General features: G+C 67.1%; 29 protein-coding genes and 1 other RNA gene. 19 read left to right on the top strand and 11 right to left on the bottom strand.

The genetic code is table 11. The features are described 5' to 3' along the window. Nucleotides 1-12 precede the first annotated feature (12 nt). Together GC146_RS03685 and GC146_RS03690 are read right to left on the bottom strand one after the other, a co-directional pair. The gene (locus tag GC146_RS03685) at nt 13-1,197 is read right to left on the bottom strand and encodes a toxic anion resistance protein (RefSeq protein WP_291834487.1); all 1,185 of its coding nucleotides are present in this window, start codon (nt 1,195-1,197) and stop codon (nt 13-15) included. Nucleotides 1,198-1,218: 21 nt separating this feature from the next. Then, nucleotides 1,219-2,106 (bottom strand): 5-bromo-4-chloroindolyl phosphate hydrolysis family protein, encoded by an 888-nt coding sequence (locus GC146_RS03690; RefSeq protein ID WP_291834490.1) that lies wholly within the window; start codon nt 2,104-2,106, stop codon nt 1,219-1,221. 336 nt (nt 2,107-2,442) lie between these two features. Here GC146_RS03690 and GC146_RS03695 point away from each other — a divergent pair, with 336 nt between their 5' ends. Further along, complete coding sequence (locus GC146_RS03695; protein WP_291834493.1) at nt 2,443-2,715, top strand: hypothetical protein; 273 nt, start codon at nt 2,443-2,445, stop codon at nt 2,713-2,715. A gap of 18 nt (nt 2,716-2,733) precedes the next feature. Here the strand turns inward: GC146_RS03695 and GC146_RS03700 are convergent, their stop codons facing one another. Together GC146_RS03700 and GC146_RS03705 are read right to left on the bottom strand one after the other, a co-directional pair. Continuing rightward, complete coding sequence (locus tag GC146_RS03700; protein ID WP_291834496.1) at nt 2,734-2,943, bottom strand: hypothetical protein; 210 nt, start codon at nt 2,941-2,943, stop codon at nt 2,734-2,736. 100 nt (nt 2,944-3,043) lie between these two features. After that, nucleotides 3,044-3,910 (bottom strand): pseudouridine synthase, encoded by an 867-nt coding sequence (locus GC146_RS03705; protein ID WP_291834498.1) that lies wholly within the window; start codon nt 3,908-3,910, stop codon nt 3,044-3,046. A 123-nt stretch (nt 3,911-4,033) separates the two neighbouring features. On the opposite strand from GC146_RS03705, the gene GC146_RS03710 reads away from it, so the two are divergent. Together GC146_RS03710 and GC146_RS03715 are read left to right on the top strand one after the other, a co-directional pair. After that, nucleotides 4,034-4,483 (top strand): nucleoside deaminase, encoded by a 450-nt coding sequence (locus tag GC146_RS03710; RefSeq protein WP_291834500.1) that lies wholly within the window; start codon nt 4,034-4,036, stop codon nt 4,481-4,483. A gap of 66 nt (nt 4,484-4,549) precedes the next feature. Then, nucleotides 4,550-5,095: a hypothetical protein gene (locus GC146_RS03715; protein ID WP_291834503.1), complete on the top strand. Its 546-nt coding sequence runs from the start codon at nt 4,550-4,552 to the stop codon at nt 5,093-5,095. Between the two features lie 69 nt (nt 5,096-5,164). Here GC146_RS03715 and GC146_RS03720 read toward each other — a convergent pair whose 3' ends face one another. Then, nucleotides 5,165-5,857: a metal-dependent hydrolase gene (locus GC146_RS03720; protein WP_291834506.1), complete on the bottom strand. Its 693-nt coding sequence runs from the start codon at nt 5,855-5,857 to the stop codon at nt 5,165-5,167. A 58-nt stretch (nt 5,858-5,915) separates the two neighbouring features. Between GC146_RS03720 and GC146_RS03725 the strand changes: the two genes are divergently transcribed. From GC146_RS03725 to GC146_RS03765, 9 genes are all read left to right on the top strand, one after another. Further along, a complete protein-coding gene (locus tag GC146_RS03725) occupies nt 5,916-6,578 on the top strand; it encodes a ceramidase domain-containing protein (protein ID WP_291834508.1) in 663 nt (220 codons plus the stop codon). 40 nt (nt 6,579-6,618) lie between these two features. Continuing rightward, nucleotides 6,619-6,906, top strand: a complete 288-nt coding sequence (gene gatC, locus GC146_RS03730) for an Asp-tRNA(Asn)/Glu-tRNA(Gln) amidotransferase subunit GatC (protein ID WP_291834511.1) — start codon at nt 6,619-6,621, stop codon at nt 6,904-6,906. Next, nucleotides 6,903-8,387, top strand: coding sequence for an Asp-tRNA(Asn)/Glu-tRNA(Gln) amidotransferase subunit GatA (gene gatA, locus GC146_RS03735; protein WP_291834514.1), 1,485 nt, complete (start codon nt 6,903-6,905; stop codon nt 8,385-8,387). The genes gatC and gatA overlap by 4 nt, the downstream gene beginning before the upstream one ends. Nucleotides 8,388-8,424: 37 nt before the next feature. Continuing rightward, nucleotides 8,425-9,168: a hypothetical protein gene (locus tag GC146_RS03740; protein ID WP_291834517.1), complete on the top strand. Its 744-nt coding sequence runs from the start codon at nt 8,425-8,427 to the stop codon at nt 9,166-9,168. Further along, complete coding sequence (locus GC146_RS03745; protein WP_291835735.1) at nt 9,165-9,848, top strand: N-acetylmuramoyl-L-alanine amidase; 684 nt, start codon at nt 9,165-9,167, stop codon at nt 9,846-9,848. The genes GC146_RS03740 and GC146_RS03745 overlap by 4 nt, the downstream gene beginning before the upstream one ends. A gap of 12 nt (nt 9,849-9,860) precedes the next feature. Continuing rightward, nucleotides 9,861-10,262, top strand: an RNA gene (rnpB, locus tag GC146_RS03750) — RNase P RNA component class A. A 102-nt stretch (nt 10,263-10,364) separates the two neighbouring features. Next, on the top strand, nt 10,365-11,075 hold the full coding sequence (locus tag GC146_RS03755) for a tellurite resistance TerB family protein (protein ID WP_291834520.1): 711 nt from the start codon (nt 10,365-10,367) through the stop codon (nt 11,073-11,075). 101 nt (nt 11,076-11,176) lie between these two features. Beyond that, the gene (gene rpmG, locus GC146_RS03760; protein WP_291834522.1) at nt 11,177-11,344 is read left to right on the top strand and encodes a 50S ribosomal protein L33; all 168 of its coding nucleotides are present in this window, start codon (nt 11,177-11,179) and stop codon (nt 11,342-11,344) included. 64 nt (nt 11,345-11,408) lie between these two features. Further along, a complete protein-coding gene (locus GC146_RS03765) occupies nt 11,409-11,879 on the top strand; it encodes a GNAT family N-acetyltransferase (RefSeq protein WP_291834525.1) in 471 nt (156 codons plus the stop codon). Nucleotides 11,880-11,889: 10 nt separating this feature from the next. Here GC146_RS03765 and GC146_RS03770 read toward each other — a convergent pair whose 3' ends face one another. From GC146_RS03770 to GC146_RS03780, 3 genes are all read right to left on the bottom strand, one after another. After that, on the bottom strand, nt 11,890-12,429 hold the full coding sequence (locus GC146_RS03770; RefSeq protein ID WP_291834527.1) for an N-acetyltransferase: 540 nt from the start codon (nt 12,427-12,429) through the stop codon (nt 11,890-11,892). A 171-nt stretch (nt 12,430-12,600) separates the two neighbouring features. Further along, a complete protein-coding gene (locus GC146_RS03775) occupies nt 12,601-13,377 on the bottom strand; it encodes a Bax inhibitor-1/YccA family protein (protein WP_291834530.1) in 777 nt (258 codons plus the stop codon). A gap of 160 nt (nt 13,378-13,537) precedes the next feature. After that, entirely contained in the window at nt 13,538-13,753 is a 216-nt protein-coding gene (locus GC146_RS03780) for a DUF1127 domain-containing protein (RefSeq protein ID WP_291834532.1), read from the bottom strand. A gap of 116 nt (nt 13,754-13,869) precedes the next feature. Between GC146_RS03780 and GC146_RS03785 the strand changes: the two genes are divergently transcribed. After that, nucleotides 13,870-14,736, top strand: coding sequence for a LysR family transcriptional regulator (locus GC146_RS03785; protein ID WP_291835739.1), 867 nt, complete (start codon nt 13,870-13,872; stop codon nt 14,734-14,736). Here GC146_RS03785 and GC146_RS03790 read toward each other — a convergent pair. Then, the gene (locus GC146_RS03790; protein WP_291834535.1) at nt 14,726-15,682 is read right to left on the bottom strand and encodes an NADPH:quinone oxidoreductase family protein; all 957 of its coding nucleotides are present in this window, start codon (nt 15,680-15,682) and stop codon (nt 14,726-14,728) included. The genes GC146_RS03785 and GC146_RS03790 overlap by 11 nt on opposite strands. Before the next feature lie 239 nt (nt 15,683-15,921). Here GC146_RS03790 and GC146_RS03795 point away from each other — a divergent pair, with 239 nt between their 5' ends. The 4 genes from GC146_RS03795 to GC146_RS03810 all read left to right on the top strand — a co-directional run bounded on the left by GC146_RS03795 (nt 15,922) and on the right by GC146_RS03810 (nt 19,171). Next, nucleotides 15,922-16,296, top strand: a complete 375-nt coding sequence (locus tag GC146_RS03795; protein ID WP_291834538.1) for a helix-turn-helix transcriptional regulator — start codon at nt 15,922-15,924, stop codon at nt 16,294-16,296. A gap of 102 nt (nt 16,297-16,398) precedes the next feature. After that, nucleotides 16,399-17,211 carry an inositol monophosphatase family protein gene (locus GC146_RS03800; RefSeq protein WP_291834540.1) on the top strand — a complete coding sequence of 271 codons (813 nt, stop codon included), beginning with the start codon at nt 16,399-16,401 and terminating at the stop codon, nt 17,209-17,211. A 133-nt stretch (nt 17,212-17,344) separates the two neighbouring features. After that, a complete protein-coding gene (locus GC146_RS03805) occupies nt 17,345-18,682 on the top strand; it encodes an 8-oxoguanine deaminase (RefSeq protein ID WP_291834543.1) in 1,338 nt (445 codons plus the stop codon). Between the two features lie 21 nt (nt 18,683-18,703). Continuing rightward, nucleotides 18,704-19,171, top strand: a complete 468-nt coding sequence (locus GC146_RS03810) for a CAP domain-containing protein (RefSeq protein ID WP_291834546.1) — start codon at nt 18,704-18,706, stop codon at nt 19,169-19,171. On the opposite strand, the gene guaD is transcribed toward GC146_RS03810, so the two are convergent. Next, nucleotides 19,138-20,454 (bottom strand): guanine deaminase, encoded by a 1,317-nt coding sequence (gene guaD / locus GC146_RS03815; RefSeq protein ID WP_291834548.1) that lies wholly within the window; start codon nt 20,452-20,454, stop codon nt 19,138-19,140. The genes GC146_RS03810 and guaD overlap by 34 nt on opposite strands. Nucleotides 20,455-20,605: 151 nt before the next feature. On the opposite strand from guaD, the gene mgtE reads away from it, so the two are divergent. Together mgtE and GC146_RS03825 are read left to right on the top strand one after the other, a co-directional pair. After that, the gene (gene mgtE / locus GC146_RS03820) at nt 20,606-21,994 is read left to right on the top strand and encodes a magnesium transporter (protein ID WP_291834550.1); all 1,389 of its coding nucleotides are present in this window, start codon (nt 20,606-20,608) and stop codon (nt 21,992-21,994) included. After that, nucleotides 21,991-22,557 carry a 5-formyltetrahydrofolate cyclo-ligase gene (locus GC146_RS03825; protein ID WP_291834553.1) on the top strand — a complete coding sequence of 189 codons (567 nt, stop codon included), beginning with the start codon at nt 21,991-21,993 and terminating at the stop codon, nt 22,555-22,557. The genes mgtE and GC146_RS03825 overlap by 4 nt, the downstream gene beginning before the upstream one ends. Before the next feature lie 54 nt (nt 22,558-22,611). Here GC146_RS03825 and GC146_RS03830 read toward each other — a convergent pair whose 3' ends face one another. Continuing rightward, complete coding sequence (locus tag GC146_RS03830; protein ID WP_291834556.1) at nt 22,612-24,447, bottom strand: heavy metal translocating P-type ATPase; 1,836 nt, start codon at nt 24,445-24,447, stop codon at nt 22,612-22,614. Nucleotides 24,448-24,538: the final 91 nt, after the last annotated feature.

Raw genomic sequence — 24,538 nt, forward strand, 5'->3', positions numbered from 1 at the left:
GTCGTGGTTGCCTCAGGCCTGACCCTGGTCGGGCGCGGCGGCGTCGGGGGTGTGGGCCTTGGCCGCGGCCAGCGTGTCCTTCAGGTCGGCCTCCATCTTTTGCAGATCCTGTTCGGCTGCGGCGCGTTTGCGCTTGCCCTCGTCGGCAATCTGCAGGCTTTCGTTGATGGTGGCGATCAGGTCGGCGTTCGCCTTTTTCACCGCCTCGATGTCGAACACGCCGCGCTCCATCTCGGTGCGCACCACCTTGTTGGCCTCGCGCAGGTTCTTGGCATTGGCGGTCAGCAGATCGTTGGTCAGGTCATTGGCCGCACGCACCGATTGCGCCGCCTCGGACGAGCGTTGGATCGTCACCGCCTGCGCCAGCTGCGTCTCCCAAAGCGGCACGGTGTTGACGAGGGTCGAGTTGATCTTGGTCACAAGGCTCTTGTCGTTTTCCTGCACCAGCCGGATCGAGGGCAGCGACTGCATTGTCACCTGCCGCGTCAGTTTCAGGTCGTAGACCCGGCGTTCCAGATCGTCGCGCGCGGCGCGCAGGTCGCGCAGTTCCTGCGCCTTCATCACGCCCGCATCCTCGGCCGCGGCGGCGACTTCGGCCTCCTTTGCGGGGATCGTCGTGCCGTCGAGTTCCTTCAGCTTGGCCTCGCCGGCGGCGATGTAAAGCGCCAGCTCGTCATAGAATTTCAGCGTCCGGTCGTAGAGGATGTCGAGCGACTCGATGTCCTTCATCAGGACATGCTCGTGGCGCAGCAGGTCGTCGGTGATCTTGTCGATCTGTCCCTGCACCTCTTCGAAACGGGCCACGAATTTGGCCATCGGCGCGGCCCGGCCCATCAGCTTTTCCCACCACGATTGCTTGCGCCGCACGTCCAGCTCGCTGACCGAGAAGCCGCGGATCGTGGTCACGATGTCGCGCAGGCTGTCGCCCGCCGGGCCCACGTCCTTGTTGCGCACGCCTTCCAGCATGGACTGGCTGATTTCCTGCAGACCCGCTTGCGCGCCCGACCCGAAGTTGACGATCGAATTGGTGTCGGTCATGTCGATTTCGGCCATCCGCTTGGCAATTGCGTCCGAGGTGGGCGCATCTGCGGATTCGAGTGGCACGATATCGGCGGCGGGTTCCGGCAGGATCGCCTTGGTCACTTTCTCGACCTGCGCAAGCGCGGCGGTCGCCTGATCGCGGACTGTATCGGACATGTTGGTTCCCTCGTTTTTGGCTTATGAGTTGGTGGTGTCCGGTTTGATGCCCTCGCGGCTCAACCGGTCCCGCAATACCTTGATTTCGATATCCATATCGGTGCGCCCGCCCTCCTGCAGATGCGCCGTCATCGTGGTGAAATTGGTTTCCAGATCGCCCAGAAGCGCCTCGTAATCGGTGCGGGCGTCGGCGTCATGGCTACGGCCATAGACCTCGGCGAACTTGGTCGAGGCATCGCGCGCACCCATCAGATAGACCGTCAGGTACTTGCGCGCCCCGGTCAGGTCTCCGGGGTCTTCCTGCACGGTGCGGATCATCCTGCGCGCGGTCGCCTGAAACGCCGCCACGCGGGCTGACAGGGCGCGGTCCTTCAACTGGTCGATCTGCCCGGCCATCGCCGACAGATAGGCCTCGGCCTCGTCCACGACACGGGCAACGCGATCCTGCTGAAAGGTGTCGATGCCTTCGATACGCTTGTCGGCCAACGGGTCGATCCCGAACGCCGCGACGTGCAGGGCCGCCGCCGCGACGCCGTAAATCACCGCGCCCACCATGCCCGCCGTGCCGGTCCATGCCGCCACACCAATGCCGATGCCGGTCAGCCCTGCGGCCAGCATCTTGCGCGGCAGCGCGGGGCGGCGCGCCACCTTGCGTGCGTCATAGGCGGCCTCGGCCCGCAGCCCCTCGCGCAAGAGCCATGCGCCCAGCGCCAGCATTGCCGCGCCGATCAGGGACAGGCCCAGCACCACCGGCCCATCGCGCAGCGCCGAAAAGGCCAGCACGACGGGCGGCAGAAACATCAGGTTCGCCTTGGCGCCCACCGGGTCGACCATGCGCCCGTCGGCAGGGTCGGGCGTATGGCCGGCAGGGGCACCGGGGCTGTATTTGCCGCCAAAACGTTCGGCCATCATCTGCCTCCGGGGGTGTGCCTTGCAATCTGACCTCTTGGCGCGCAACCGCAGAGGCCTTCGAGAATCTGTCCGTGGTCCTAAAGCTCATGCCTTGTGATCCATCGAGAAAGTAGTGGATGGACCCCTTCGCCGCTAGGGGGAAGTTTTCCGTCGATGGCCCGGATCGGCCCCATCGTGACCAAACGAAACCGGCCCAAGTCGTGTTCCTGAGGATGGTCCGGCCGGGCCGGGATTAGACAGAATTGGCCATTTTTGATAAGATCCGGAGTCGTTTCCATTGCAGGAGACCACCTACCAGACAACCAAGAACCTGATGAAAAAGGGGGATAGGAAATGTCGATTTCACGGATTTGTTTTGCCGTGGGGGCGTTCATGCTTGTCGCTGTTCAGGCGCAGGCTGGCTGCCTCAGCATTGTTCAGAACGGAATTTATTCGGCCTGGCAAAACAACTGCAACCGGCAAGTTTATGTCACTTGGGACGACCAAGGGTATTGCGACTGGGATTGCGGTGAATGGCTTGGCCCATATGACACCGTCTCGGCCGGTATCGAAGGCAGAGTCAATTGGTGCGAATACTACGACGGCGCTTCGGGCGGTCCTTGCTGAGGCAAGTGCGGTAAGCCTTCAGGCGGCTCCCAAAAGGCCGCTGGTCACGCCCAGCATCAGCACCAGAAGCAGGATGTAGGCGACAAGGCGAATCCCCTCGGGCATTTCGGCAACCTTTCGTGTTCCGTCCGAAACCAGCGCCCCGGCCGTTCGCATCGCCTGCATCACCGCGTTCAACGCAACGGCGATCGCCGCAAGAAGCAGGAAGAACAGGATGAGGCGTGCCATCAGGGGCCTCCCGGAAACGCGTCATGGCGCCCGTATCAAGACGCCGGAATGACGCCGCGTCGGGGCCGCAGGGGAAAGATGCCCACGCAGGGGCCCGGCATCAAGGGCCCTTGCGACCGGAGGGTGCCTTGCGTGGCGGTTTCGCACCGTGCGGCGGCGTCTTTTCGGGCGCCGCCAAGGGCTTGCGCCGACGCTGCGGTTTCGGCCGGGCTGTTGCGCCCTCGGGGGCAACGCCCAGCTGGTCGCGCAGCACGCGCTGCTTGATCTCCTCGACGGCACCTTCGGCGAGGTTTCCCAGTTGAAACGGCCCGTAAGAGACGCGGATCAGCCGGTTGACCGTGACACCGATCGCCTCCATCGCGCGGCGGATCTCGCGGTTCTTGCCTTCCCGCAGGCCCACGGTCAGCCAGGCATTGGCGCCTTGCTGGCGGTCGAAGGTCACCGTCATCGGCTGATAGCGCACGCCCTCCACCTCGATGCCTGCGCGCAACCGTTCAAGGCTCGCTTCCGAGGCCGTGCCGTTGATGCGCACCCGGTAGCGGCGTAGCCAGCCCGTCGATGGCAGTTCCAGCCGCCGCTTGAGCGCGCCGTCATTGGTCAGCAGCAGCAGCCCCTCGGAATTGAGGTCCAACCGGCCGACAGACATCACCCGCGGCATCTCGGGCGGCAGCGCACCAAAGACGGTGGGGCGGTCCTTTTCGTCCTTCGCGGTCGTCACCAGCCCCGCGGGCTTGTGATAAAGCCAGAGCCGCGGCGGATCGGGCTCGCCCACCGGCTTGCCGTCGACCAGCACCCGGTCGCCCGGCCCGATGTTGAGCGCGGGGCTGTCGATCACCTTGCCGTTCACCTTGACGCGGCCCTCTGCGATCATCCGCTCGGCCTCGCGGCGCGAGGCGATGCCGGCGCGCGACAGCACCTTGGCGATGCGGTCGCCCTCCGGCGACGGGGGTGGCGGGGTCTTTTCCATCCCCCTCCCTTGCCCTGCTTCGCGCCGCCGCGCAACGGCCCCGCTTCATCTTGCCCCAAATACTCGCCCGCCGTAGGCGTCCGGCGGCTTGCGCCGGGAACCGGGCCGGGCATGATGGGCGTCATGACGTTCCGCAGTTTCATGGATATCGCGCTGGCCGAGGCGCGCGACGCGGCGCTTCGCGGCGAGGTGCCGGTGGGTGCGGTGGTGGTAGGCCCCGACGGCACGGTTGTGGCGCGCGCGGGCAACCGCACCCGCGAGACGGCCGATCCCTCCGCCCATGCCGAGATGCTGGCCCTGCGCGCAGCCTGCGCCGCGACGGGCGACGAACGGTTGCCGGGCCACGACCTCTACGTCACGCTGGAACCCTGCCCGATGTGCGCGGCGGCCATCGGTTTCGCCCGCATCGCGCGGCTTTACTACGGCGCGCCCGATCCCAAGTCGGGCGGCGTGGCGCAGGGGCCGCGGATCTTTTCCCATCCGCAATGCCATCACGCCCCGGAGGTCTATGACGGTTTTGCCGCCGAGGAGAGCGCGGCGCTGCTTAAGGCGTTCTTTGCCGAGCGGCGGTGAGACCGCGCCTTGCCGGACGGCCCGCGAGGGTTAGCTTTTTCGCGAAGCCGACCGAGAGGGCCCCCGATGCGCCGCACCACCATTCTTGCCCTTGCCCTCTGTCTTGCCCCGCCCGCCCTCCATGCAGGCGATGCGGCTGCGCCCGACCCGCGCGTCGCCTCGCTGATGGCGGGGCTCGTGATGAGCGAGCGCGAGGGCTGGATGCTGGATTACCTCTTCGCCCACCAGAAGCCCGAGATCGCCGCGGCCCTGGCGCGGCTGAGCGGCTATGACACCGAGACGTTCCGCGCCACCGCGCGGCAGGGCTATGCCCAGCGCGCCGAAACCCTGGGCGTGGTCGATGCCCGCGCCTTTCCCGACAAGGCGCTGCGCGGCGAGGCCGGCGGCTGGCGCTGGGCGATGGTGCCGGTGCTGACCACCTACGAATACGTGGGCACCGGGAAACGCTTCACCATCTGCGCGAACTGGCTGGCCTATGGCGACGGGACGCGCTGGTATCTCGAACAGTTGTCGGATTTTGCCACCCGCGATGCCCTGCGCAAGGGGGTTCCGGCGCTTGCCGATGCGCCGCTGGGCACCCGGCCCGCCTGCGGTGATGCGCTGATTGGGTAAGGGCGGGGGGCTGTCTGCCCCCCGCACCCCCCGAGAGTATTTCCGGCCAGAAGAAGGGCCGGTGGCGGTTCAGATGGTCACGCTGTCCATCGGGTTGAGGTCATGCACGTCGACGCCGGGCAGTCCGGCCTTCAGCGCGTCGGCATTCTGCGCCAGCAGCGGGAAAGTCTTGTAATGGCATGGAATGACCGTCTTGAAGTTGAAGTAGCGCTTGGCGGCATAGGCGGCGCGTTCCATGTCCATGGTGAAGTGGCCGCCCGCGGCGAGGATGCCGATGTCGGGTTTGTGGTAATCGCCCATCCAGTCCATGTCGGCCATGATGTCGGTGTCGCCCGAAAGGTAGATCGTGTGGCCCTCGCCCGCGATCATGTAGCCGCCCTCGGCGCCTGCATAGACCGGGCCGTTCTCGCCTTCGAGCGAGGAGGAATGGACCGCGTTGACCAGCGTCGCCTTGACGCCGCCGAGGCTGACCGTGCCGCCCTTGTTCATGCCGATGACGTTGGTGCCATGGGCCTTGGCGAACCATGTCATCAGGTCGTAGATGCCCACCACCGGCACGCTCAGCTCGGCGGCCAGCGCAGGCACTTCGGAGGCATGGTCGCCATGGCCATGGGTCAGCAGGATGGCGGTGGCGCCGGCAATCGCCTCGGCCTTGCGTTCGGCGGGAAAGACGGGATTGCCGTCAAGCCAGGGGTCGATCAGCAGCTCCTGGTCGGCGATCTCGATACGAAAGCTTGCGTGTCCGAGCCACGTGATTTTCATGGGTCTGCTCCTTTGGTTGGGATGGCGGAAGAGTAGGGCGAGGGTCGGGCAGCGCAAGATGGACTGGACGCAAAAGATCGACGGCTATTGCGAGCGGACCGGCCCCGCCTTCTGGGCCGAGCCGGTCAACGCGCTGACGAACCTCGCCTTTCTGGTGGTCGCGGTGCTGATGTGGCGGCTGGCGGGGCGCGATGCGACGGGCCGGGCACTGTCGGCGGTTCTCTTCGCGATCGGGCTGGGCTCGTTCCTCTTTCACACCGAGGCGACGGCCTGGGCCTCGCTCGCCGACACGATCCCGATCGCGGTTTTCATCCTGTTCTACCTTTTTGCCGTGAACCGCGACGTGCTGGGGCTGCGCCCCGGATGGTCCGCGTTGGCGACGGCGGGGTTCTTTCCCTACGCGGCGCTTGTCGTGGCGGTGTTGGCACGGGTGCCGTTCCTGCGCATCTCGGCGGCCTACTGGACGGTGCCGCTGCTGCTGGTGATCTACACGGTGGCGCTCCGGCGGCGTTGGCCGGTGCTGGCGCGGGGTTTTCTGGTGGGGGCGGGGCTGTTGTCGGCCTCGCTGGTGGCGCGTTCGCTCGACATGGTCCTGTGCCCGGTCTGGCCGCTGGGCACGCATTTCCTGTGGCACCTGCTGAACGCAGTGATGCTGGGCTGGATGATTGCCGTTCTGCTGGATCATCGCGCCACGCATCCGCTTGCGACTGGCGGGGGGTGAAGGTAAAGCCGGGGCCGACCCTTTGACGAAAGGCGGACCCATGTCGATCGACGAAAGCACCGCGCGCCGGGTGGCCAAGCTGGCGCGGATCAAGGTGGAAGAGGCGCAGTTGCCTGCGCTGGCGCAGGAATTCAGCGCGATCCTCGGCTTCATCGAGCAGCTGAACGAGGTCGATGTCGAGGGCGTGGAGCCGATGACCTCGGTCACGCCGATGCGGCTGAAGCGGCGCGATGACGTGGTGACCGATGGCAACCAGCAGGCCGCCGTACTGGCCAATGCGCCCGATGCCCGCGAGGGGTTCTTTGCCGTGCCGAAGGTGGTGGAATGAGCGAGCTGACGAAACTGACGATCGCCGCCGCGCGCGACGGGCTGCGCAAGGGCGAGTTGAGCGCGGTCGAACTGACCGAAGCCTGCCTGTCGCAGATCGAGGCCGCCGATGCGTTGAACGCCTTCGTGCACAAGACGCCCGAGATCGCGCTGGAACAGGCGCGCGCCGCCGACGCGCGGCGCAGGGCCGAGGCCCCCGCGCTCAACGGAATTCCGCTGGGGATCAAGGACCTGTTCTGCACCAAGGGCGTGCCGAGCCAGGCTGCCAGCCGCATCCTCGAAGGGTTCCGCCCGGAATACGAATCGACCGTCACTAGCCAGCTTTTCGACGCGGGCGCGGTGATGCTGGGCAAGCTGAACATGGACGAGTTCGCGATGGGTTCGTCCAACGAAACCTCGTGCTACGGCAATGCGGTCAATCCGTGGCGGCGCGGCAATGACGCCACCGCGCTGACGCCGGGCGGCTCGTCGGGCGGGTCTGCCGCGGCCGTGGCGGCGGACCTGTGCCTCGGCGCGACGGGCACCGATACCGGCGGGTCGATCCGGCAACCGGCGGCCTTTACCGGGATCGTGGGCATCAAGCCGACCTATGGCCGCGTCAGTCGCTGGGGCATTGTCGCCTTCGCCTCGTCGCTGGACCAGGCAGGCCCGATGACCAAGGACGTGCGCGACGCGGCGATCCTGCTGGGCGCGATGGCGGGGCATGACCCCAAGGATTCGACCAGCGCAGACATTCCTGTTCCTGATTTCGAGGCGGCGCTGAGTGGCGACATTCGCGGCAAGGTCATCGGGATTCCGAAGGAATACCGGATGGAGGGGATGCCCGCGGAAATCGAGAAGTTGTGGTCCGAGGGGGCCGCGATGCTGCGCGACGCGGGCGCCGAGGTGCGCGACATCACCCTGCCGCACACCAAATACGCGTTGCCCGCCTATTACGTCATCGCGCCGGCCGAGGCGTCGTCGAACCTTGCCCGCTATGACGGGGTGCGCTTTGGCCACCGGGCCAAGCTCGCGCAGGGCGACGGCATCACCGAGATGTATGAAAAGACCCGCGCCGAGGGCTTTGGCCACGAGGTGCAGCGCCGCGTGATGGTGGGCACCTACGTATTGTCGGCGGGGTTCTATGACGCCTATTACAACCGCGCGCGGAAGGTGCGCACGCTGATCAAACGCGATTTCGAGCAGGTCTTCGACGCCGGCATCGACGCGATCCTGACCCCTGCCACGCCTTCGGCGGCCTTCGGGCTGGGCGAAATGGCCAGCGCGGATCCTATCCAGATGTACCTTAACGACGTGTTCACGGTGACGGTAAACCTCGCCGGGTTGCCGGGCATTTCGGTGCCAGCCGGGGTCGATGGCAAGGGGCTGCCGCTGGGTCTGCAACTGATCGGGCGGCCTTGGGCCGAGGGCGATCTGCTGAACACCGCCTATGCGCTGGAACGGGCGGCAGGTTTTGTGGCCAAACCGGCGCGGTGGTGGTAGAAATACCATCCAAACGGGCAAGAAGGCAGGAACAGCCGTGAAACAGGTTCTGATGATCGGCGCCGCGGCGCTGGGCCTTGCAGCATGTGCGCCGCAAGTTCCCGACAGCGGAGCCGGATTCCGCGAATATGGTCAGTTTCAGCCAGCACCGCCGGCCCCAGTTTCGTCGGCCCCTGCGGCGGCGACGGGCGCACCGCTTGCAGCACCCATGAGCGCGGCAGCCACCACGCCGCCTGCACCGCAGGGCGGCATGCAGCCCGCCATCCCCTCGTCCGATCTGGCCGCGGCCGGCATCGGCGCGGCCAGTCCCGCCGCCGATCCCGCGACCGGGCGCACGGCGGGGGTCGATGCCACGCCGGGCAATGCCGCGCCGCCGCTGATGAACAACCCGGGCCTGTCTGACGAACAAAGCTTTCAGGCCGTCGCCTCGCGCGAGACGATCCAGTCCGACGCGGAGCGCCGTGCGGCGCAGGCCGCCGCCTACCAGGTGGTGCAGCCCGGCGCGGTGCCCGACCGGCCGCAGGATGCCGGGCCCAACATCGTGGCCTACGCCCTGGGAGCTCCCAACGTGAAGGGGCAGGCGTGGTATAGCCGTTTCATCTTCGCCTCGAAGGCGCGCGAGGCGCGCAACTGCGCGAAATACGTCTCCGACGATGCGGCGCAGCGGGCCTTCCTCTCGCGTGGCGGCCCCGATCGCGACCCGATGGGGCTTGATCCTGATGGCGACGGGTTTGCCTGCAATTGGGATCCAGCGCCGTTCAAGCAGGCGGCGGGGAACTGACGGCCGCGCCGCTTTCCCCCAATTACGGACCGCGCCGAAACGGGGCGCGGCCTGACCTCGTGGTCCTTCACTACACGGCGATGACAAGTTGCGCGGCCGCGCGCGACACGCTCTGCAACCCGGCGACCGAAGTCTCGGCCCATTACCTGCTTTCAGAGGCGGGCGAGGTGCTGGCGCTGGTGCCTGAGGAGATGCGCGCATGGCATGCCGGTGCGGGCCGCTGGGGTGCGGTCACAGATGTCAACTCCCGCTCGATCGGGATCGAGCTGGCCAATCCGGGCAACGTGCCCTTTGCCGCACCGCTGATGGACGCGCTGGAGACGGTGCTTGCCGGCGTGATGGCCCGCTGGGACGTGCCGCCGGAACGGGTGATCGCGCATTCCGACTGTGCGCCTGCCCGCAAGATCGACCCCGGCCCGCGCTTCGACTGGGCGCGGCTGGCGCGGCAGGGGTTGGCGGTGATCAGCCGCGCCGCCCCCGTGCCGCCCGACCCCGCCCGCTTTGCCGCCGCGCTGACGGCAATCGGCTATGACTCCGACGTGGCCCCCGAAACGCGCCTTGCCGCGTTCCGTCTGCGCCACAATCCCGGCGCCACCGGGCCGCTGGACGCCACCGACATGGGCCGCGCGCTGGATCTTGCCGCGCGCTTTCCCGTTGACCGGGGCAGGGCGGGGGCGTAACGCCATCTCCGCGCGGATGGCTGGATGATCGCGGGCCGGGAAACCGGTTCGAGGAAAGTCCGGACTCCATGAAGGCAAGGGTGCCGGGTAACGCCCGGCTGGGGTAACCCAAGGGAAAGCGCCACAGAGAACAGACCGCCCCGGCCTGCCGGGGTAAGGGTGAAACGGTGGGGCAAGAGCCCACCGCGGACGTGGCAACACGGACGGCACGGCAAGCCCCACCCGGAGCAATGCCAAATAGGGGCCTCGGGCCGGTGTGATCCTCGCAAGAGGATATCCCGGCAGGGACGCCTGACCCGAGAGGCCCGGGTTGGCAGCTTGAGGCGCGGCGGCAACGTCTGCGTCCAGAGGAATGGTCATCCAACGGGGGGCAACCCCCGGGGACAGAATCCGGCTTACAGGCCATCCGCGCATTTTCGCCCTGTCCTGCAAACGGGTGAGTTTTTTGCTGCCCCTCGGGCGCTGGCGGCGTTAGGCTCGGGCCATCCGTTCACCTGAGCCGGAAGGAATAGCGCAATGAGTTTCATGAAACTGGTGGCCACCATGGCGGTGGGTTTTGCCGCGGCCAAGGGGCTTGATGCCTTCAACAAGGGCGGCGGAATGGCCGGGATGCAGGACCGGCTGAAGAATGCCGGTCAGCCGGGTGGTATGGCCGATCAGCTTGGCCAGATGGCCGAAAAGATGGGCATCCCCGGCGGTGCCGCGACGATGCGAAACCTTGCCCAGCAAATGGGCCAGACAGGGGCCGGTGCAGCAGCGGCCGGGCAAGCTGGTCTTGGCAACCTGATGGGCGCGGTCGCGGGACTGGCCGGTGGGGCCACGCAGGCGATGACCGGCATGGCAGGCGCGCTGCCCGGTACCGGCCCGGCGCTGGCGGCGGGCGAGGACACGGCGCGCCTGATGCTGCGTGCGATGATCATGGCCGCCAAGGCCGACGGCACCATCGATGGCGACGAACGCGCGCGGATCATGGCCTATGCAGGCGATGCGACACCCGAGGAGCGGGCGTTCATCGAGGCGCAGATGGATGCCCCGATCGATGTTACGGCGCTGGCCGCCGACACGGCCGAGACGATGAAAGGGCAGGTCTATGCTGCCGCTGTGATGGCCATCAAGGTCGACAACCCCGCCGAATCCGACTTTCTGGCGGCGCTGGCCGAGGCGCTGGGCCTTGCGCCGGCAACCCGTGACAGCGTGCATTCCGCAATGGGCGGAGCTGGAGCCTGATTGCATCGGGAAACCTGCTTGACTCGCGGCATCCGGCCTGTAAAAGCCGGGTCTCATGATTTCGCGGGCGCCTTGGGCGGTCCGCTGCAAGGAGACCAGACATGGCGAAACCGACGACGATCAAGATCCGTCTGAACTCGACCGCAGGGACCGGGCATTTCTACGTGACCAAGAAGAACGCCCGCACCATGACCGAGAAGATGGCGATCCGTAAATACGACCCGGTTGTGCGCAAGCACGTTGAATACAAGGAAGGCAAGATCAAGTGATCATGCCCGCCGGGTTGACTGGAACAGGGCCGCGCCTCGGGCGCGGCCTTTTTCTTTGGTGGTCATGCTGATCCGTGTTGCCACACCTGAGGACCTTGGGCGGATCGACGCGCTTCTGTCCGCCAGCTATCCCCGCCTGCTGCGCCCTGACTATCCGCCTTCGGTGCTGGTGATGGCTTTGCCGCTGATCAGCCGCGCCAATCCGGCGTTGGTATCCAGCGGCACCTATTACGTGGCCGAGGAGGCGGGGGCGATCCTTGGTGCCGGCGGATGGACACCACGGCGCGGGGGGCAGGCCGAGGTGCGCCATCTTGTCACCGACTGGCGCCATCAACGCCAAGGGCTTGGCCGGGCGATCTTGTCCCACGCGCTGGAGGCCGCACGCGATGTGGGCATGACCACCGCACACGCCGCCGCAACCCGCACCGCCGTGCCCTTTTACGCCGCGATGGGATTCACCCGGCTGGCCGATATCGTCGTGCCGCTGGCCCCCGGCATTGGGTTTCCGGCGGTTTCGATGCGCCGCGCGCTATAGGCGTCCGGTTTCACCAAATATCGGGCTTGTTCAGTGCGGGAACGCCGCGTGAGGGCCCGTTCAGGGCGGGCATGGGCGCATCGGTCAGGCTTTGTCCGATCCACCCGTGCGGCATGCCAAGCGGCATGGGCGCGCGGGCCTGTTCTTCGGTGATCGGCCGGAAACCGACCTTCCGGTAATAGTTGGGATCGCCATAGGTGAGGGCGACCTCGACACCTTCGGCCCGCAGCGCATCGAGGGCATGGGTCAGCAGGGCCTGTCCGACGCCCTGGCGCTGAAATGGCGTTGCCACTGCCATCGGCGACAGCAGGAAGACGACACGGGTGTCCTGCGGGTACACAAGGCGGCTGAAGATCGCCGCGGCGATGACAGCGCCCTCATCCTCGGCGCAAAAGACGCGGATGTCGTCATGAGGCGTATCGGCCAGCAGATCGCGCGCCAATGTGCCGACCAGTTGGCCCTCCGCCTCGCCGTCAGAGGCGGTGAAGGTTGCCGTGACCAGATCGACGATCGCCTGTTCGCGCGCGGCGTGGCCTGTGGTGATTTTCATGGGTATCCCCGATTTTCGAATTGGCACAGGGCGCTTGCTGCGGGTTTTGCAGCGGCCCCGCTTTGGAAGGGCCCGCGGTGCCGGGTGGATTGGCGGCATCGGGCTGGCAGCCGCCAAAACGCAAAAGGGCCGGTGTTTCCACCGGCCCCTGTCTTTTCGTCTGTCCTTGCCTCAGCGGCGATCGCCGAAGAGTTGCAGCAGGAACATGAACATGTTGATGAAGTCGAGATAGAGGCTAAGCGCCCCCATGATCGCCGACTTGCCCAACCATTCCTGGTTCCCGGCCTGCACCTGCTGAAGGTAGATCGTCTTGATCTTCTGCGTGTCGTAGGCGGTCAGGCCCGCGAAGAGCAGCACGCCGATCACCGAAATCGCGAACATCACCGCAGACGATTGCAGGAAGATGTTGACGATCGAGGCCACGATCAGGCCGATCACGCCCATGATCAGGAAGGTGCCCATGGCGCTGAGATCACGCTTGGTCGTGTAGCCGTACAGCGACAGGCCCGCGAACATGACCGCCGTGATCAGGAACACCTGCACGATCGAAAAGCTGGTGTAGATCAGGAAGATCGAGCTCAGCGAGGCACCCATCGCCAGCGCGAAGGCGTAGAAATACAGCTGCGCCGCGGCGGCCGACATGCGGTTGATTACCGCGCCGAAGGCAAAGACCATGCCAAGCGGAAGCAGCATCACCAGCCATTTCAGCGGCGACGTGTAAAGCGCCACGCCGAACCCGGTCAGGTATTCGCCGGGCGCAACCTGCGCCACGGCCCCCGTCGGATCGCTTGTCACAGCAAGACCGGCGATTGCCCAGGCCGCCAGCGCGGTAATGACCATGCCCACGGACATGGTGCCGTAGACTTTGTTCATGTGGGCGCGCAGCCCTTCGTCGATCTGGGCCGTGCGGATCCCGCCCGCCGTTCGGATCGTTTGGTACTCAGCCATCGAGACCTCCAATGTTAACCCTTGGACCCCGCGCCTGCGCGCGAAGAACCTTGTGGAGGATATTGGCAGGTTGCCGCGGCAATTCAAGAACCCCGCGTCAGAGGGGCGTTGAAATCCGATCAAATCTGTCGGATTATCGACTGCCAATCTGCCGTCGCGCTTAGCGCAGCCAATGGGCCGGAACGTCCCAGACCGGGCGTGCAGCTTCGGCTGCGGCCTGACGCGGGCTGAGCCCGATATCGTTCAGACGGGCGTCATCCAGTTCGCGCAGGGCGCGGCGTTGGCGGGCGACAGCCGGCATGGCCGTCAGCCAACCTAACAGGGCAAGGCCGGGACGGGCGGCGGGGAACATTGCGATCTGATCGAACGTGCGCATGGCATCATTCCTTTCTTGATGAATTGGCGCTGAAGTATCAGGATGGGTGATATATAGCAGTGTCGCTTGCATAACTGAAATGAATGTTTTTCAGTCAAACCATCGTGGATCGTGATATGAACCGGAACCTCGACCTCACCGCCCTGCGCTCATTCGTCGCGGTCGCCGACACCGGTGGGGTGACCCGAGCCGCGGCACTGATGCATCTGACACAATCGGCCGTCTCGATGCAGATCAAACGGCTGGAAGAAATGCTTGGGCTGACCTTGCTGGAGCGCGCCGCGCGATCGGTGCGGCTGACGCAAGCGGGCGAGCAATTGCTGGGCCATGCCCGCCGCCTGTTGGCCGCCAATGACGAGATCTTCAGCCGGCTCACTGCACAGGAGTTCGAGGGCGAGGTTCGTCTTGGCGTGCCGACCGATGTGGTTCACCCGGTGATCCCCAAGGTGCTGCGGCAGCTGGCCATCGACTATCCGCGCGTGCGGGTGCAACTGGTGTCGTCCTTCACCCATCCGCTGAAGGCGCAGTTCGCGCGGGGCGAGCTGGATGCCACGTTAACCACCGAAGATGACGTGGACGAGGGTGGCGAGACATTGACGACGATCCCGCTGATCTGGGTTGGTGCGCAGGGCGGGCAGGCCTGGAAGCAGCGCCCGCTAAGGCTGGCCTACGAAGATTTCTGCATTTTCCGGCAGGGCGTGCAGCGTCGCCTCGATGCGGCCGGAATCCCGTGGGAAATGGCGGTGCAGACCAATTCCAGCCGCACCGTCGAGGCCACGGTCAGCGCCGATCTGGCAGTGCACACGATGCTGGAGGGCACCGAGCCGCGCCAGTTCGAGCGGATCGCGCATGGCGGTGCTCTGCCAGAGTTGCGGCAGGTCGCCGTCAACCTTTATGTCCACGATCGCGGCGACGGGCCAGTGGTGCACGACATGGCCCAGATGATCCGCGAAGGGTATCGTGAACTGAGCCTCAGGGGGTGACGACGACCTTTCCGGTGGCCTTGCGACTGCGCATCAGGTCCATCGCCTCGCCCGCGCGGACCAGCGGCAGGACATGGCTGACATGCGGGCGAAGCTTGCCCGCGCGATACCACTCGATCAACTGGTCGAGGCTTTGGCTTAACGCTTGCGGCGCGAACTTGAGGTAGCCACCCCAATAGAATCCCATCACAGTGATGTTCTTGACCAGAAGGATATTGGCGGGGACGGGCGGCACCTCGCCGCTGGCAAAGCCGATGACCAGCACTCTCGCCTCGCGGTTGCAGGCGCCAAGTGCGGCAGTGAAGGCCGCCCCACCCACCGGATCATAAACCACATCGGCGCCGCCCAGCGCGCGAACTTCGGCCTTCAGGTCGGTGCTCGCGTCGATCAGGTGATCGGCCCCGGCTTTTTCCGCGACGGCCAGTTTGTCGGCGCCACGTGCCACCGCGATCACGCGCGCACCCAGCCGTTTGCCCACTTCGACGGCCGTCAGGCCCACGCCACCTGCCGCGCCCAACACCAGCAATGTCTCGCCCGGTTGCAGCCGCGCGCGGCGCGTCAGCGCAAGATGGGAGGTGCCATAGGCGACCTGAAACCCGGCCGCGACCGTGTCTGGCATTTCGCGCGGCACCGGACGGCACAGGGCGGCGGGAAAGAGGCCGTGTTCGGCCATGCCGCCACTGCCGCCAAAGACCGCAACACGAGTGCCCAGTGCCGGACCGGTCACGCCGGGCCCATGCGCGGTGACGGTGCCGCAGACCTCCATCCCCAATGTGAAAGGGGGCGGCGGGGTTTCCTGATAGCGGCCCTCGGCCATCAGCAGATCGGCAAAGTTCAATCCGCACGCGCCGATTCGAAGCCGCACCTCTCCGGGGCCGGGTTCGGGCACCGTCACCTCGGCCAATTCCGGCGGACGATCGAATCCGGTCACGCGGAAGGCTTGCATGAGCTCCCCTTTCTTCCATCTTTTGAGCGGTCTTACCGACTCTAGGCCATGTTTTGCCCATGTGCACATCCTAAAGAACCTGCCGATCGGCCAACTTCGGCCGGAACCGACCTGTCCAAAAAGTCAGGTAGCTTTTTGCAACCGACGCGTGTCTTGTTCGGTAGCCTTCGCGCTTGGGTTCCGTGCGCGAAGGGAGGGCGACCGGCCCAAGCGGTCAGGGTGAGATAAGGAAGAATGACATGAAACATCCCGTTGACGTGCATGTGGGAAAAAGAATTCGCCACAGGCGCTGGATGAACGGTACCACGCAGCAGCAACTCGCCGAGCGTGTTGGGATCAAGTTCCAGCAGATCCAGAAATACGAGACGGGCATGAACCGCGTCAGCGCCTCTCGGTTGTGGGACATCGCGCGCGTGCTGGGCGTGGATATCGCTTTCTTCTTCGAAGGGATGGAAACGCGTCTGCCGACCGATCAGGTCGACAACGGCGATATGCCCGGTGACATCCTGTCGGACAAGGAAGCGCTGGAATTGCTGCGTTCCTACTATGCCATTCCCGAGCCGCAGCGCCGGCGTCTGTTCGACCTTGCCCGCGTGTTGAGCGAAGCGGCCTGACCGCGGCGCGTCCGGCCGGGCTTGACCGGGCTGCGGCCGACAGGGTAGCCGCGCGGTGAAGGGGGCGCCTTTGCGCCCCCCACCGACCGGACCCGACCTGAAATGACCCGATCCATGCCCGATGCCGCGACCTCTGCCGCGCTGATTGCCGTCGCCGACAGGCTGGCCGATGCCGCCCGCCCGGTGACCTTGCAACATTTTCGGCGGCCGGCGCTGCCCGTGGATGACAAGGGCGCTGCGGGCCGGTTCGACCCGGTGACCGAGGCCGACCGCGGCGCCGAGCGCGCGATGCGCGCAGTGCTGGCCGAGGCGCGCCCCGACGATGCGATTCTGGGAGAAGAATATGGCGCCAAGGACGGCACGACCGGGCTGACCTGGGTTCTGGACCCCGTCGATGGCACCCGGGCCTTTGTTTGCGGCGCGCCGACATGGGGTGTGCTGATAGCCGTCTCCGACGCGCAGGGCCCCCTCTTCGGCATCATCGACCAGCCCCATGTGGGCGAACGCTTTCGCGGCGGGCTGGGTCTGGCCGAGGTGGCCGGTCCGCATGGCACGATGCCGCTGCGCACCCGTCCGGCACGGCCGCTGTCGCAGGCCATCGTGCTGACAACCTTCCCCGAAGTGGGCAGCGCGGCCGAGGGCGCGGCCTTTCACGCCGTCGCCCGCCGCGCGCAACTGACGCGCTACGGTCTTGATTGCACGGGCTACGCGCTGCTGGCGGCAGGGCAGGTGGACCTTGTCATCGAGGCCGGGCTGCACCCCTATGACGTGCATGCGCCGATCGCGGTGATCGAGGCGGCGGGCGGCATCGTTACCGACTGGCAGGGCGCGCCCGCGCATGCCGGTGGTCGGGTGCTGGCGGCGGCCAATCCAGCGATTCATGCCGAGGCGCTAGCGATCCTGTCGGCATTCTGATCGCGTCTTGCCAGCGCACCGCGCGCATGGCTAACTTCTGATGCGCGCCCGAGTCCTTGACTTCCCCTTCTGTCGGCCGCGTGGCGTCCCGCCGGCCACCGAAGGGGAGACAGAGGGCCCGAGGGGACAAACCATGCCTGACATCCTGATTTCCAATGCCGACACCATCGTCACGATGGACGACGCCCGGCGCGAACTGCACGGCGCCGACATCCTGATCCGGGGCGGTGCGATTGCCGCCATCGGCCATGATCTGCCTGCGCCGGGCGCGCGGGTGGTGAATGCGGCGGGCTGTGTTGTCACGCCCGGCCTCGTGAACACGCATCACCATCTTTACCAGACGCTGACCCGCGCGGTGCCGGGCGGGCAGGATGCGCTGCTGTTCGGCTGGCTCAAGACGCTGTATCCGATCTGGGCGCGCTTCACGCCCGAGCACATGTTCGTCTCGGCGCAGGTTGGCCTGGCCGAACTGGCGCTGTCGGGCTGCACGCTGACCTCGGACCATCTTTACCTTTTCCCCAACGGCGCGCGGCTGGACGATACCATCGCCGCAGCGCGTGACGTTGGCCTGCGCTTTCACCCGACCCGCGGCGCGATGAGCATCGGCGAAAGCGCGGGTGGCCTGCCCCCCGACAGTCTGGTCGAGGACGAGGCAGCGATCCTTGACGACTGCATCCGCGTCGTCGATGCCTTCCACGACCCGTCCGAGGGCGCGATGGTGCGGGTGGGCCTTGCGCCCTGTTCGCCCTTCTCGGTCAGCCGCGATTTGATGCGCGACGCCGCCCTTCTGGCCCGCGACAAGGGCGTGATGCTGCACACGCACCTGGCCGAGAATGACGAGGATATCGCCTATTCGCTGGCGCAGTTCGGCTGCCGCCCCGGCCAATATGCCGAGGATCTGGGCTGGACCGGCCCCGATGTCTGGCATGCGCATTGCGTGAAGCTCGATGGTTCGGAGATCGATCTTTTCGCGCGAACCCATACGGGCGTGGCGCATTGCCCCTGTTCGAACTGCCGGCTGGGCTCGGGCATTGCGCCGGTGAGGGCGATGCGCGACGCGGGCGTGAAAGTGGGGCTGGGCGTCGACGGCTCGGCCAGCAACGACGCGGGGAACCTCGTGGCCGAGGCGCGCATGGCGATGCTGTTGCAGCGCGTGACGGGCGGGGCCGACAGGATGAGCGCGCGCGAGGCGCTGGAGATCGCCACGCGCGGCGGGGCCGACGTGCTGGGCCGGCCCGATTGCGGGCGGCTGGCCTCGGGCAAGCGGGCGGATATCGCGATCTGGGATGTCTCGGGCATCGACAGCGCCGGCAGCTGGGACCCGGCCGCGCTGCTGCTGGCCGGCCCGACGCGCGTGCGCGACCTCTTTGTCGAGGGACGGCAGGTGGTGGAAAATGGCCACGTCACAACCTTCGACCTTGCAGCTGCGGTTGACAGGCAAAACCGCCTCGCCCGAGAGTTGGCCGACTGATCCCTGACCATTGGAGGCCCGATGCGCCCGCTTCTTGCAGCCTTGATACTCTTGCCGCTTGGCGCCTGCGTGGTGATCCCCATTGGCCCGCCAGCCGATACCGGCGATCCGGCGCCGGTGGGCACGGTCGACGGTCTGGGCCAGCTGCTTAATGGCGAGCGGACGGCGCAGGGCCTGTCCGCCGTTGCGCCCGACAGCCGTCTTGCCGCCGCAGCGCAGGCCCATGCAGAGGATATGCAGGCGAGACGCTATTTTTCGCATGATACGCCCTCCGGCCAGACCGCGGGACAGCGCATCGCCGCGGCGGGCTATTCCGCCTGCCTTTCGGCCGAAAACATCGCCTTCGGCGGGTCCACGGACACGCAGGTGATGACCAGCTGGATGGAATCGCCCGGCCACCGCGCCAACATTCTGCTGCCGGGCGTCACCGCCTATGGCGTGGGCCATGCGGGCAGCTATTGGGTGCTGGACCTCGCCAAACCCTGCTGAGCAGGTTTTCCGTTCACCCAGACTGCACGCACGGCGCGGTCGTCGCCCATCATGATGGTGGGGAAAAGCGCGTCCCAGATGCTGTCGGCGCGCGCCGCGCGCTGGGCGATGGCGGTGGTGGAGGCAAGATCGAGGACCACGAGGTCGGCCTCGGCACCGGGGCCGAGATGGCCGATCTGGCCCGAGAGGTGCAGCGCGCGGGCCGAGCCTTCGGTGGCCAGCCACATCAGCTGCGCGGGATGCACCGCGTGCCCGCGCAACTGGGCAATCTCGTAGGCCGCGGCCATCGTTCGCAGCATCGAGAAGGACGACCCGCCCCCGGTATCGGTGGCCAGCCCCACCCGCAGCCTGGCACCTGCCAGCCCCATCAGGTCGAACAGCCCCGAGCCGATGAACGTGTTCGATGTCGGGCAATGCACGACGCTGGCATCGACCTCGGCCAGCCGCGCGCGTTCGCGCTCGGTCAGGTGGATGGCATGGCCGTAAAGGCCGCGCGGGCCCAGCAGGCCGAAACGTTCGTAGGTGTCGAGGTAATCGCGCGCCTCGGGGAACAGTTCGTGCACCCAGGCGATCTCGGGGTGCTGCTCGCTCAGATGCGTCTGCATCAGACAATCGGGATGCGCGGCCCAGAGCGCACCCAGCGCCTCCAGCTGCTCGGGCGTGGACGTGGGTGAAAAGCGCGGCGTGATCGCGTAAAGCGCGCGGCCCTGCCCGTGCCATTTCGCCAGCAGGGCCGCACTGTCGTCATGGGCGCCTTGGGCGGTGTCACGCAGGTTTTCGGGCGCGTTGCGGTCCATGCAGGTCTTGCCCGCGATCACCCGCATGTCGCGCGTCGCGGCCGCTTCGAAGAAGGCGTCGACGCTGCCCGGATGGATCGTGCAGAAGCTGGTCAACGTCGTGGTGCCATGCGCCAGGGCCAGGTCGAGGGTGGTTTCCGCCACTTTCCTTGCATGGGCCGGATCGCCAAAGCGCGCCTCTTCGGGAAAGGTGTAGGTGTTCAGCCAGTCGATCAGCTGCTTGCCCCAGCTGGCGATGATGCCGGTCTGGGGATAGTGCATATGCGCGTCGATGAACCCCGCGCAGATCAGGGCCTGCCCGTAATCGGTGACCGGCACGGTCGGATGCGCGGCGCGCAGCGCCTCGGCCCCGCCCACGGCGGCAATGCGCCCGTCCTGCACCAGAACGGCACCATGGCTGTCGTGGCGGGTCACCGCGGACCAGTCGGTCGCGAAGGGGTCGCCGTCAAAGGCAAGGGTCTGCCCGAGAAGAAGATGCGTGCTCATGCGCCAAGCCTAGCAGCGGGGCGGGCCCGGGTTAACAGGGCAAAGCGTGAAGCAGTTTCAGGAATGTCGGGCGGATCGACGCTGTCGGCGTTCGGCAGTTGTGGCCCAGATCGCTTGCTTTATGGTGTCGGTCTGTCAGGGGACCGGCCGGATGATCGAAGAACTTGAAAAGCCCGAGGTCGAGGAAGACGAGGACGAAGCCTTCGGCGTGACCGAACGGCTGATCGCGGAAGTGCGCGAGGCCGTCGAGGCGGGCGACAAGGCCCGTATCGACGCCGCGCTGGACCCGTTGCACCCGGCCGACATCGCCCACCTGATCGAGCTGATCGACCCGCGGGAGCGTCGCGCGCTGCTGGTGGTCTGGAAAGGCGGGATGGATGGCGACATCCTGTCCGAGCTTGACGAGGGCCTGCGCGAGGAAATTATCGAGAGGCTCGCCCCGGCCGAACTGGCCGAGGTCGTGCGTGACCTTGAGTCCGATGACGTTGTGGACCTTGTCGAATATCTCGACGAGGAACAGCAGGGTGCGGTCCTCAAGGCGCTGGATGCCCCCGAGCGGGTCGCCGTCGAAAAGGCGCTGGCCTACCCCGAGGAATCGGCGGGCCGGCACATGCAGGTCGAGATCGTGCGCGCGCCCGAGCATTGGACCGTGGGTGAGGCGATCGATTACTTGCGGTCTGACGTGGAACTGCCCGACCAGTTCTACCACGTCATGCTTGTTGATCCGCGGGCCAAGGCCGCCGGCTATGTCACGCTGGGGCGCATCCTGTCGGCCCGCCGCAATGTGCGGTTGCGCGACCTTGTCGAGGACAGTTTCCGCACGTTTCACGTCGATCAGCCCGCCGCCGACGTGGCGCAGGCGATCAACCACTATCACATGATCACGGCACCGGTGGTCGATGACGACGACAGGCTGGTCGGTGTCATCACCATCGACGACGCCATGACTCTTCTGGACGAGGAGCACGAAGAGGACATCCTGCGCCTTGCCGGTGTTGGCGAGGGCAGCATCTCGGACAACTGGTTCGAGACGACGCGGCAGCGGTTCCCGTGGCTCTTCGTGAACCTGCTGACAGCGATCCTCGCCTCGGTCGTGATCTCGTTCTTTGAAGGCACCATCGCGAAAATGGTGGCGCTGGCGGTGCTGATGCCCATCGTCGCCTCGCAGGGGGGCAACGCGGCCACGCAGGGCCTTGCCGTGGCGGTGCGGGCGCTGGCCACCAAGAGCCTGACGCAATCGAACGTCTGGCGGGTGATCCGGCGCGAGATCCTGCAGGGTCTGGCCAATGGCGCGGTCTTTGCCCTGATCATCGGCGGCATCAGTTGGCTGTGGTTCGGCGGGCCGCTGATCGGCGTGGTGATCGGGCTGGCGATGATCATCAACCTTTTCGCCGCCGCGCTGGCGGGGCTGCTGATCCCGTTCGGGCTGGAGAAGATGGGGTTTGACCCGGCGCTGGCCTCGGGTGCCTTCGTGACGACGGTGACCGACGTGGTGGGCTTCTTCTCTTTCCTCTGGCTGGCGGGGGTGATCCTGCTGTGAACGATCTGGCCACGATCAAGGCCGCTGCCCGCGCCGCGGCCTTTGCCCGGCGCAAGGCGGCCTTTGCCGCGGCAGGCGGACGACCGGCGACCGGGCCGCTGGCGGCGGTGCTGTCCGGGCACAGGGGCCGGCCGCTGGCCGGTTACATGGCGATGCGCACCGAGATCGACCCCGGCCCCGCGATGGCCGAGGCCGCGGGCCACGGTGCCGTCTGCGTGCCGGTCATCATGGGCAAGGACCAGCCGCTGCAATTCCGGGAATGGACCCCTGCGGCGCGGATGATCGACGGGCCGTTCGGCGCGAAGGTGCCTGAAACCGGCGGCTGGGTGGTCCCGGAGGTGCTGATCGTGCCGCTGGTGGCCTTCGACCGGCGCGGCGGTCGGCTGGGCTATGGCGGCGGTTTCTACGACCGGACGCTGGAAGGGTTGCGCGCGGCCGGCCCGGTGCTGGCCATCGGCTTTGCCTGGGCCGCGCAGGAGGACGAGGCGCTGCCGCTGGAACCTGTGGACCAGCCGCTCGACCTGATCGTGACCGAGGCGGGCGTGATCACGCCGGGGCGCTGAACGGTAGCGGGGCAGGGGGCGCTGCCCCGGAGTATTTCTGGCAAGATGAAGGGGTCAGCTGCCCTCGGGCTTGATGCGCAAGGCGCGCAGCGCGTTGAGCACGACCGCCACGTCGATGAGTTCCTGCAGCACGGCCCCCTCGACCGGGGTGATCAGGCCGAAGGCGGCGGCGACCATCCCGGCGATCGACAGGCCGATGCCCGCCGCCACGCTTTGCAGCGCGATGGCGCGGCTGCCGCGCGCGATCACGATGCCGGGCAGCAGCCGGTCCAGCCGGTCGACCAGCAGCACCACGTCGGCGGCCTCGGCGCTGGCGGCAGCACCCCTTGCGCCCATCGCCACGCCGATATCGGCCGCCGCCAGCGCCGGGGCGTCGTTGATGCCGTCGCCCACCATCATCGTCGGGGCCTCCATCCGCTCGGCCAGGACCAGCATGACCTTCTGGTCCGGCGTCAACTCGGCGCGCAGCGCGTCGAGGCCGAGGTGACCCGCGATGTTCTCGGCCACCGCGGCGCGGTCGCCGGTGGCCAGCACAATGCGGGTCAGTCCGAGTGCGCGCAGGCCCGACAGGAAACCCGCCATCCCCTCGCGCAGCGGATCGGCCATGGTGATGCGTCCGGCGAGGCGCCCATCGACGCCGACCGAGACCACGACCGAGCCTGCGCGATGGATCGCCCCGTCCTCGGGGTGATCGGCGACACGGGCGCGCACGAACCCGGCGCCACCCACCAGCACCTCGCGGCCGCCGACGCGGCCGGCGACGCCCTCGCCCGCCGTTTCGGAGACCGCTTCGGGCGTGGCCAGCATGATGCCATCGGCACGGGCGGCGGCCACGATCGCCTGGGCGATGGGATGCTTGCTCGACTGGTCGAGCGAGGCGGCAAGGCGCAGCACTTCGCCGGCGTCGATCTCGCCCACCGCCTCGATCCCGGTGATGCGGGGCCGGCCATCGGTCAGGGTGCCGGTCTTGTCGAGGATCAGGGTGCGGATGCCCGCCAGCCGTTCCAGCATGTCGGCGCCCTTGATCAGCACGCCGAAGCGCGCGGCCCGGCTGAGACCGGCGACAAGCGCGACCGGCACGGCGAGGATCAGCGGACAGGGGGTGGCCACGACAAGAACGGCGACCGCACGGATCGGATCGCCCGATCCCAGCCATGCCGCGCCCGCCAGTGCCAGCGTGACGGCAAGAAAGACCAGCGCGTAGCGATCGGCAATCCGGCTCATCGGCGCCTTGGACCGTTGCGCCTGTTCGACCAGCCGGATGATGCCGGCAAAGGTGCTTTCGGCGGCCGGGCGCGTCGCTACCAGATCGAACGCGTCGCCGGCGTTGAGCGCGCCGCTCATCACCGCGGCGCCCTGTTCCATCGAGACGGGCATCGATTCGCCCGTCAGCGCCGAGAGATCGAGCAGCGCGCGGGGGCTGGCCACGGTGCCGTCGGCGGGGGCGACCTCGCCCTGCCGGATCAGAAGGCGGTCGCCCGGCGCAATGGCATCGAGCGCGACCTCTGCCAACCCGCCGTTCTCGTGCCGCATGGCGCTACGCGGAACGCGGGTCAGCAGCGCCTGCATCTCGTGCCGGGCCCGGTATTCGGCAAACATCTCGAGGAAGGTGCCCCCGGTATACATCAGCGCCACCACGGCGGCGGCCAGCGTTTCGCCGAAGGCCAGCGCGGCGGTCATCGAAAGGGCCGCCACGATGTCGAGCCCGACATCACCCCGGCGCAGGCCTTGGATGATTTCCCATGCCAGCCCCGCGATCACGGGCAGGGTGCCGGCGGCCCAGAGCAGGCTGGCCAGATCCGGCCGGCCCACGAGCGCCGCGGCCCCGCCCGAGGCGAGGCCCGCGACGGAAAGGGCGAGCAGGGTCGTCTCGACAGGCGGCAGGCGCATGATGGCGGCTTTCGGGATTGCTGCGACGACCGGCAGATTGCGGCGCGCGGGTCACGTCCGCCTTGACGTGCGTCAAGCCAGCGCATGGCGA

Origin of the sequence: Limimaricola sp., from assembly GCF_016125575.1 — a bacterium.
Lineage (GTDB): Bacteria > Pseudomonadota > Alphaproteobacteria > Rhodobacterales > Rhodobacteraceae > WGLM01.

What these genes read in the sequence shown, in the direction of transcription:
- gatC (WP_291834511.1), top strand. Translation starts at nt 6,619, where the DNA reads ATGTCGATCGACGAAAGCACCGCGCGCCGGGTGGCCAAGCTGGCGCGG.
- GC146_RS03770 (WP_291834527.1), bottom strand. Translation starts at nt 12,429, where the DNA reads ATGAAAATCACCACAGGCCACGCCGCGCGCGAACAGGCGATCGTCGAT.
- GC146_RS03720 (WP_291834506.1), bottom strand. Translation starts at nt 5,857, where the DNA reads ATGAAAATCACGTGGCTCGGACACGCAAGCTTTCGTATCGAGATCGCC.
- rpmG (WP_291834522.1), top strand. Translation starts at nt 11,177, where the DNA reads ATGGCGAAACCGACGACGATCAAGATCCGTCTGAACTCGACCGCAGGG.
- GC146_RS03705 (WP_291834498.1), bottom strand. Translation starts at nt 3,910, where the DNA reads ATGGAAAAGACCCCGCCACCCCCGTCGCCGGAGGGCGACCGCATCGCC.
- GC146_RS03805 (WP_291834543.1), top strand. Translation starts at nt 17,345, where the DNA reads ATGCCTGACATCCTGATTTCCAATGCCGACACCATCGTCACGATGGAC.
- GC146_RS03775 (WP_291834530.1), bottom strand. Translation starts at nt 13,377, where the DNA reads ATGGCTGAGTACCAAACGATCCGAACGGCGGGCGGGATCCGCACGGCC.
- GC146_RS03725 (WP_291834508.1), top strand. Translation starts at nt 5,916, where the DNA reads ATGGACTGGACGCAAAAGATCGACGGCTATTGCGAGCGGACCGGCCCC.
- gatA (WP_291834514.1), top strand. Translation starts at nt 6,903, where the DNA reads ATGAGCGAGCTGACGAAACTGACGATCGCCGCCGCGCGCGACGGGCTG.
- GC146_RS03810 (WP_291834546.1), top strand. Translation starts at nt 18,704, where the DNA reads ATGCGCCCGCTTCTTGCAGCCTTGATACTCTTGCCGCTTGGCGCCTGC.
- GC146_RS03690 (WP_291834490.1), bottom strand. Translation starts at nt 2,106, where the DNA reads ATGGCCGAACGTTTTGGCGGCAAATACAGCCCCGGTGCCCCTGCCGGC.
- GC146_RS03710 (WP_291834500.1), top strand. Translation starts at nt 4,034, where the DNA reads ATGACGTTCCGCAGTTTCATGGATATCGCGCTGGCCGAGGCGCGCGAC.
- guaD (WP_291834548.1), bottom strand. Translation starts at nt 20,454, where the DNA reads ATGAGCACGCATCTTCTTCTCGGGCAGACCCTTGCCTTTGACGGCGAC.
- GC146_RS03785 (WP_291835739.1), top strand. Translation starts at nt 13,870, where the DNA reads ATGAACCGGAACCTCGACCTCACCGCCCTGCGCTCATTCGTCGCGGTC.
- GC146_RS03830 (WP_291834556.1), bottom strand. Translation starts at nt 24,447, where the DNA reads ATGCGCCTGCCGCCTGTCGAGACGACCCTGCTCGCCCTTTCCGTCGCG.
- GC146_RS03800 (WP_291834540.1), top strand. Translation starts at nt 16,399, where the DNA reads ATGACCCGATCCATGCCCGATGCCGCGACCTCTGCCGCGCTGATTGCC.
- GC146_RS03765 (WP_291834525.1), top strand. Translation starts at nt 11,409, where the DNA reads ATGCTGATCCGTGTTGCCACACCTGAGGACCTTGGGCGGATCGACGCG.
- GC146_RS03790 (WP_291834535.1), bottom strand. Translation starts at nt 15,682, where the DNA reads ATGCAAGCCTTCCGCGTGACCGGATTCGATCGTCCGCCGGAATTGGCC.
- GC146_RS03795 (WP_291834538.1), top strand. Translation starts at nt 15,922, where the DNA reads ATGAAACATCCCGTTGACGTGCATGTGGGAAAAAGAATTCGCCACAGG.
- GC146_RS03780 (WP_291834532.1), bottom strand. Translation starts at nt 13,753, where the DNA reads ATGCGCACGTTCGATCAGATCGCAATGTTCCCCGCCGCCCGTCCCGGC.
- GC146_RS03695 (WP_291834493.1), top strand. Translation starts at nt 2,443, where the DNA reads ATGTCGATTTCACGGATTTGTTTTGCCGTGGGGGCGTTCATGCTTGTC.
- GC146_RS03685 (WP_291834487.1), bottom strand. Translation starts at nt 1,197, where the DNA reads ATGTCCGATACAGTCCGCGATCAGGCGACCGCCGCGCTTGCGCAGGTC.
- mgtE (WP_291834550.1), top strand. Translation starts at nt 20,606, where the DNA reads ATGATCGAAGAACTTGAAAAGCCCGAGGTCGAGGAAGACGAGGACGAA.
- GC146_RS03755 (WP_291834520.1), top strand. Translation starts at nt 10,365, where the DNA reads ATGAGTTTCATGAAACTGGTGGCCACCATGGCGGTGGGTTTTGCCGCG.
- GC146_RS03715 (WP_291834503.1), top strand. Translation starts at nt 4,550, where the DNA reads ATGCGCCGCACCACCATTCTTGCCCTTGCCCTCTGTCTTGCCCCGCCC.
- GC146_RS03700 (WP_291834496.1), bottom strand. Translation starts at nt 2,943, where the DNA reads ATGGCACGCCTCATCCTGTTCTTCCTGCTTCTTGCGGCGATCGCCGTT.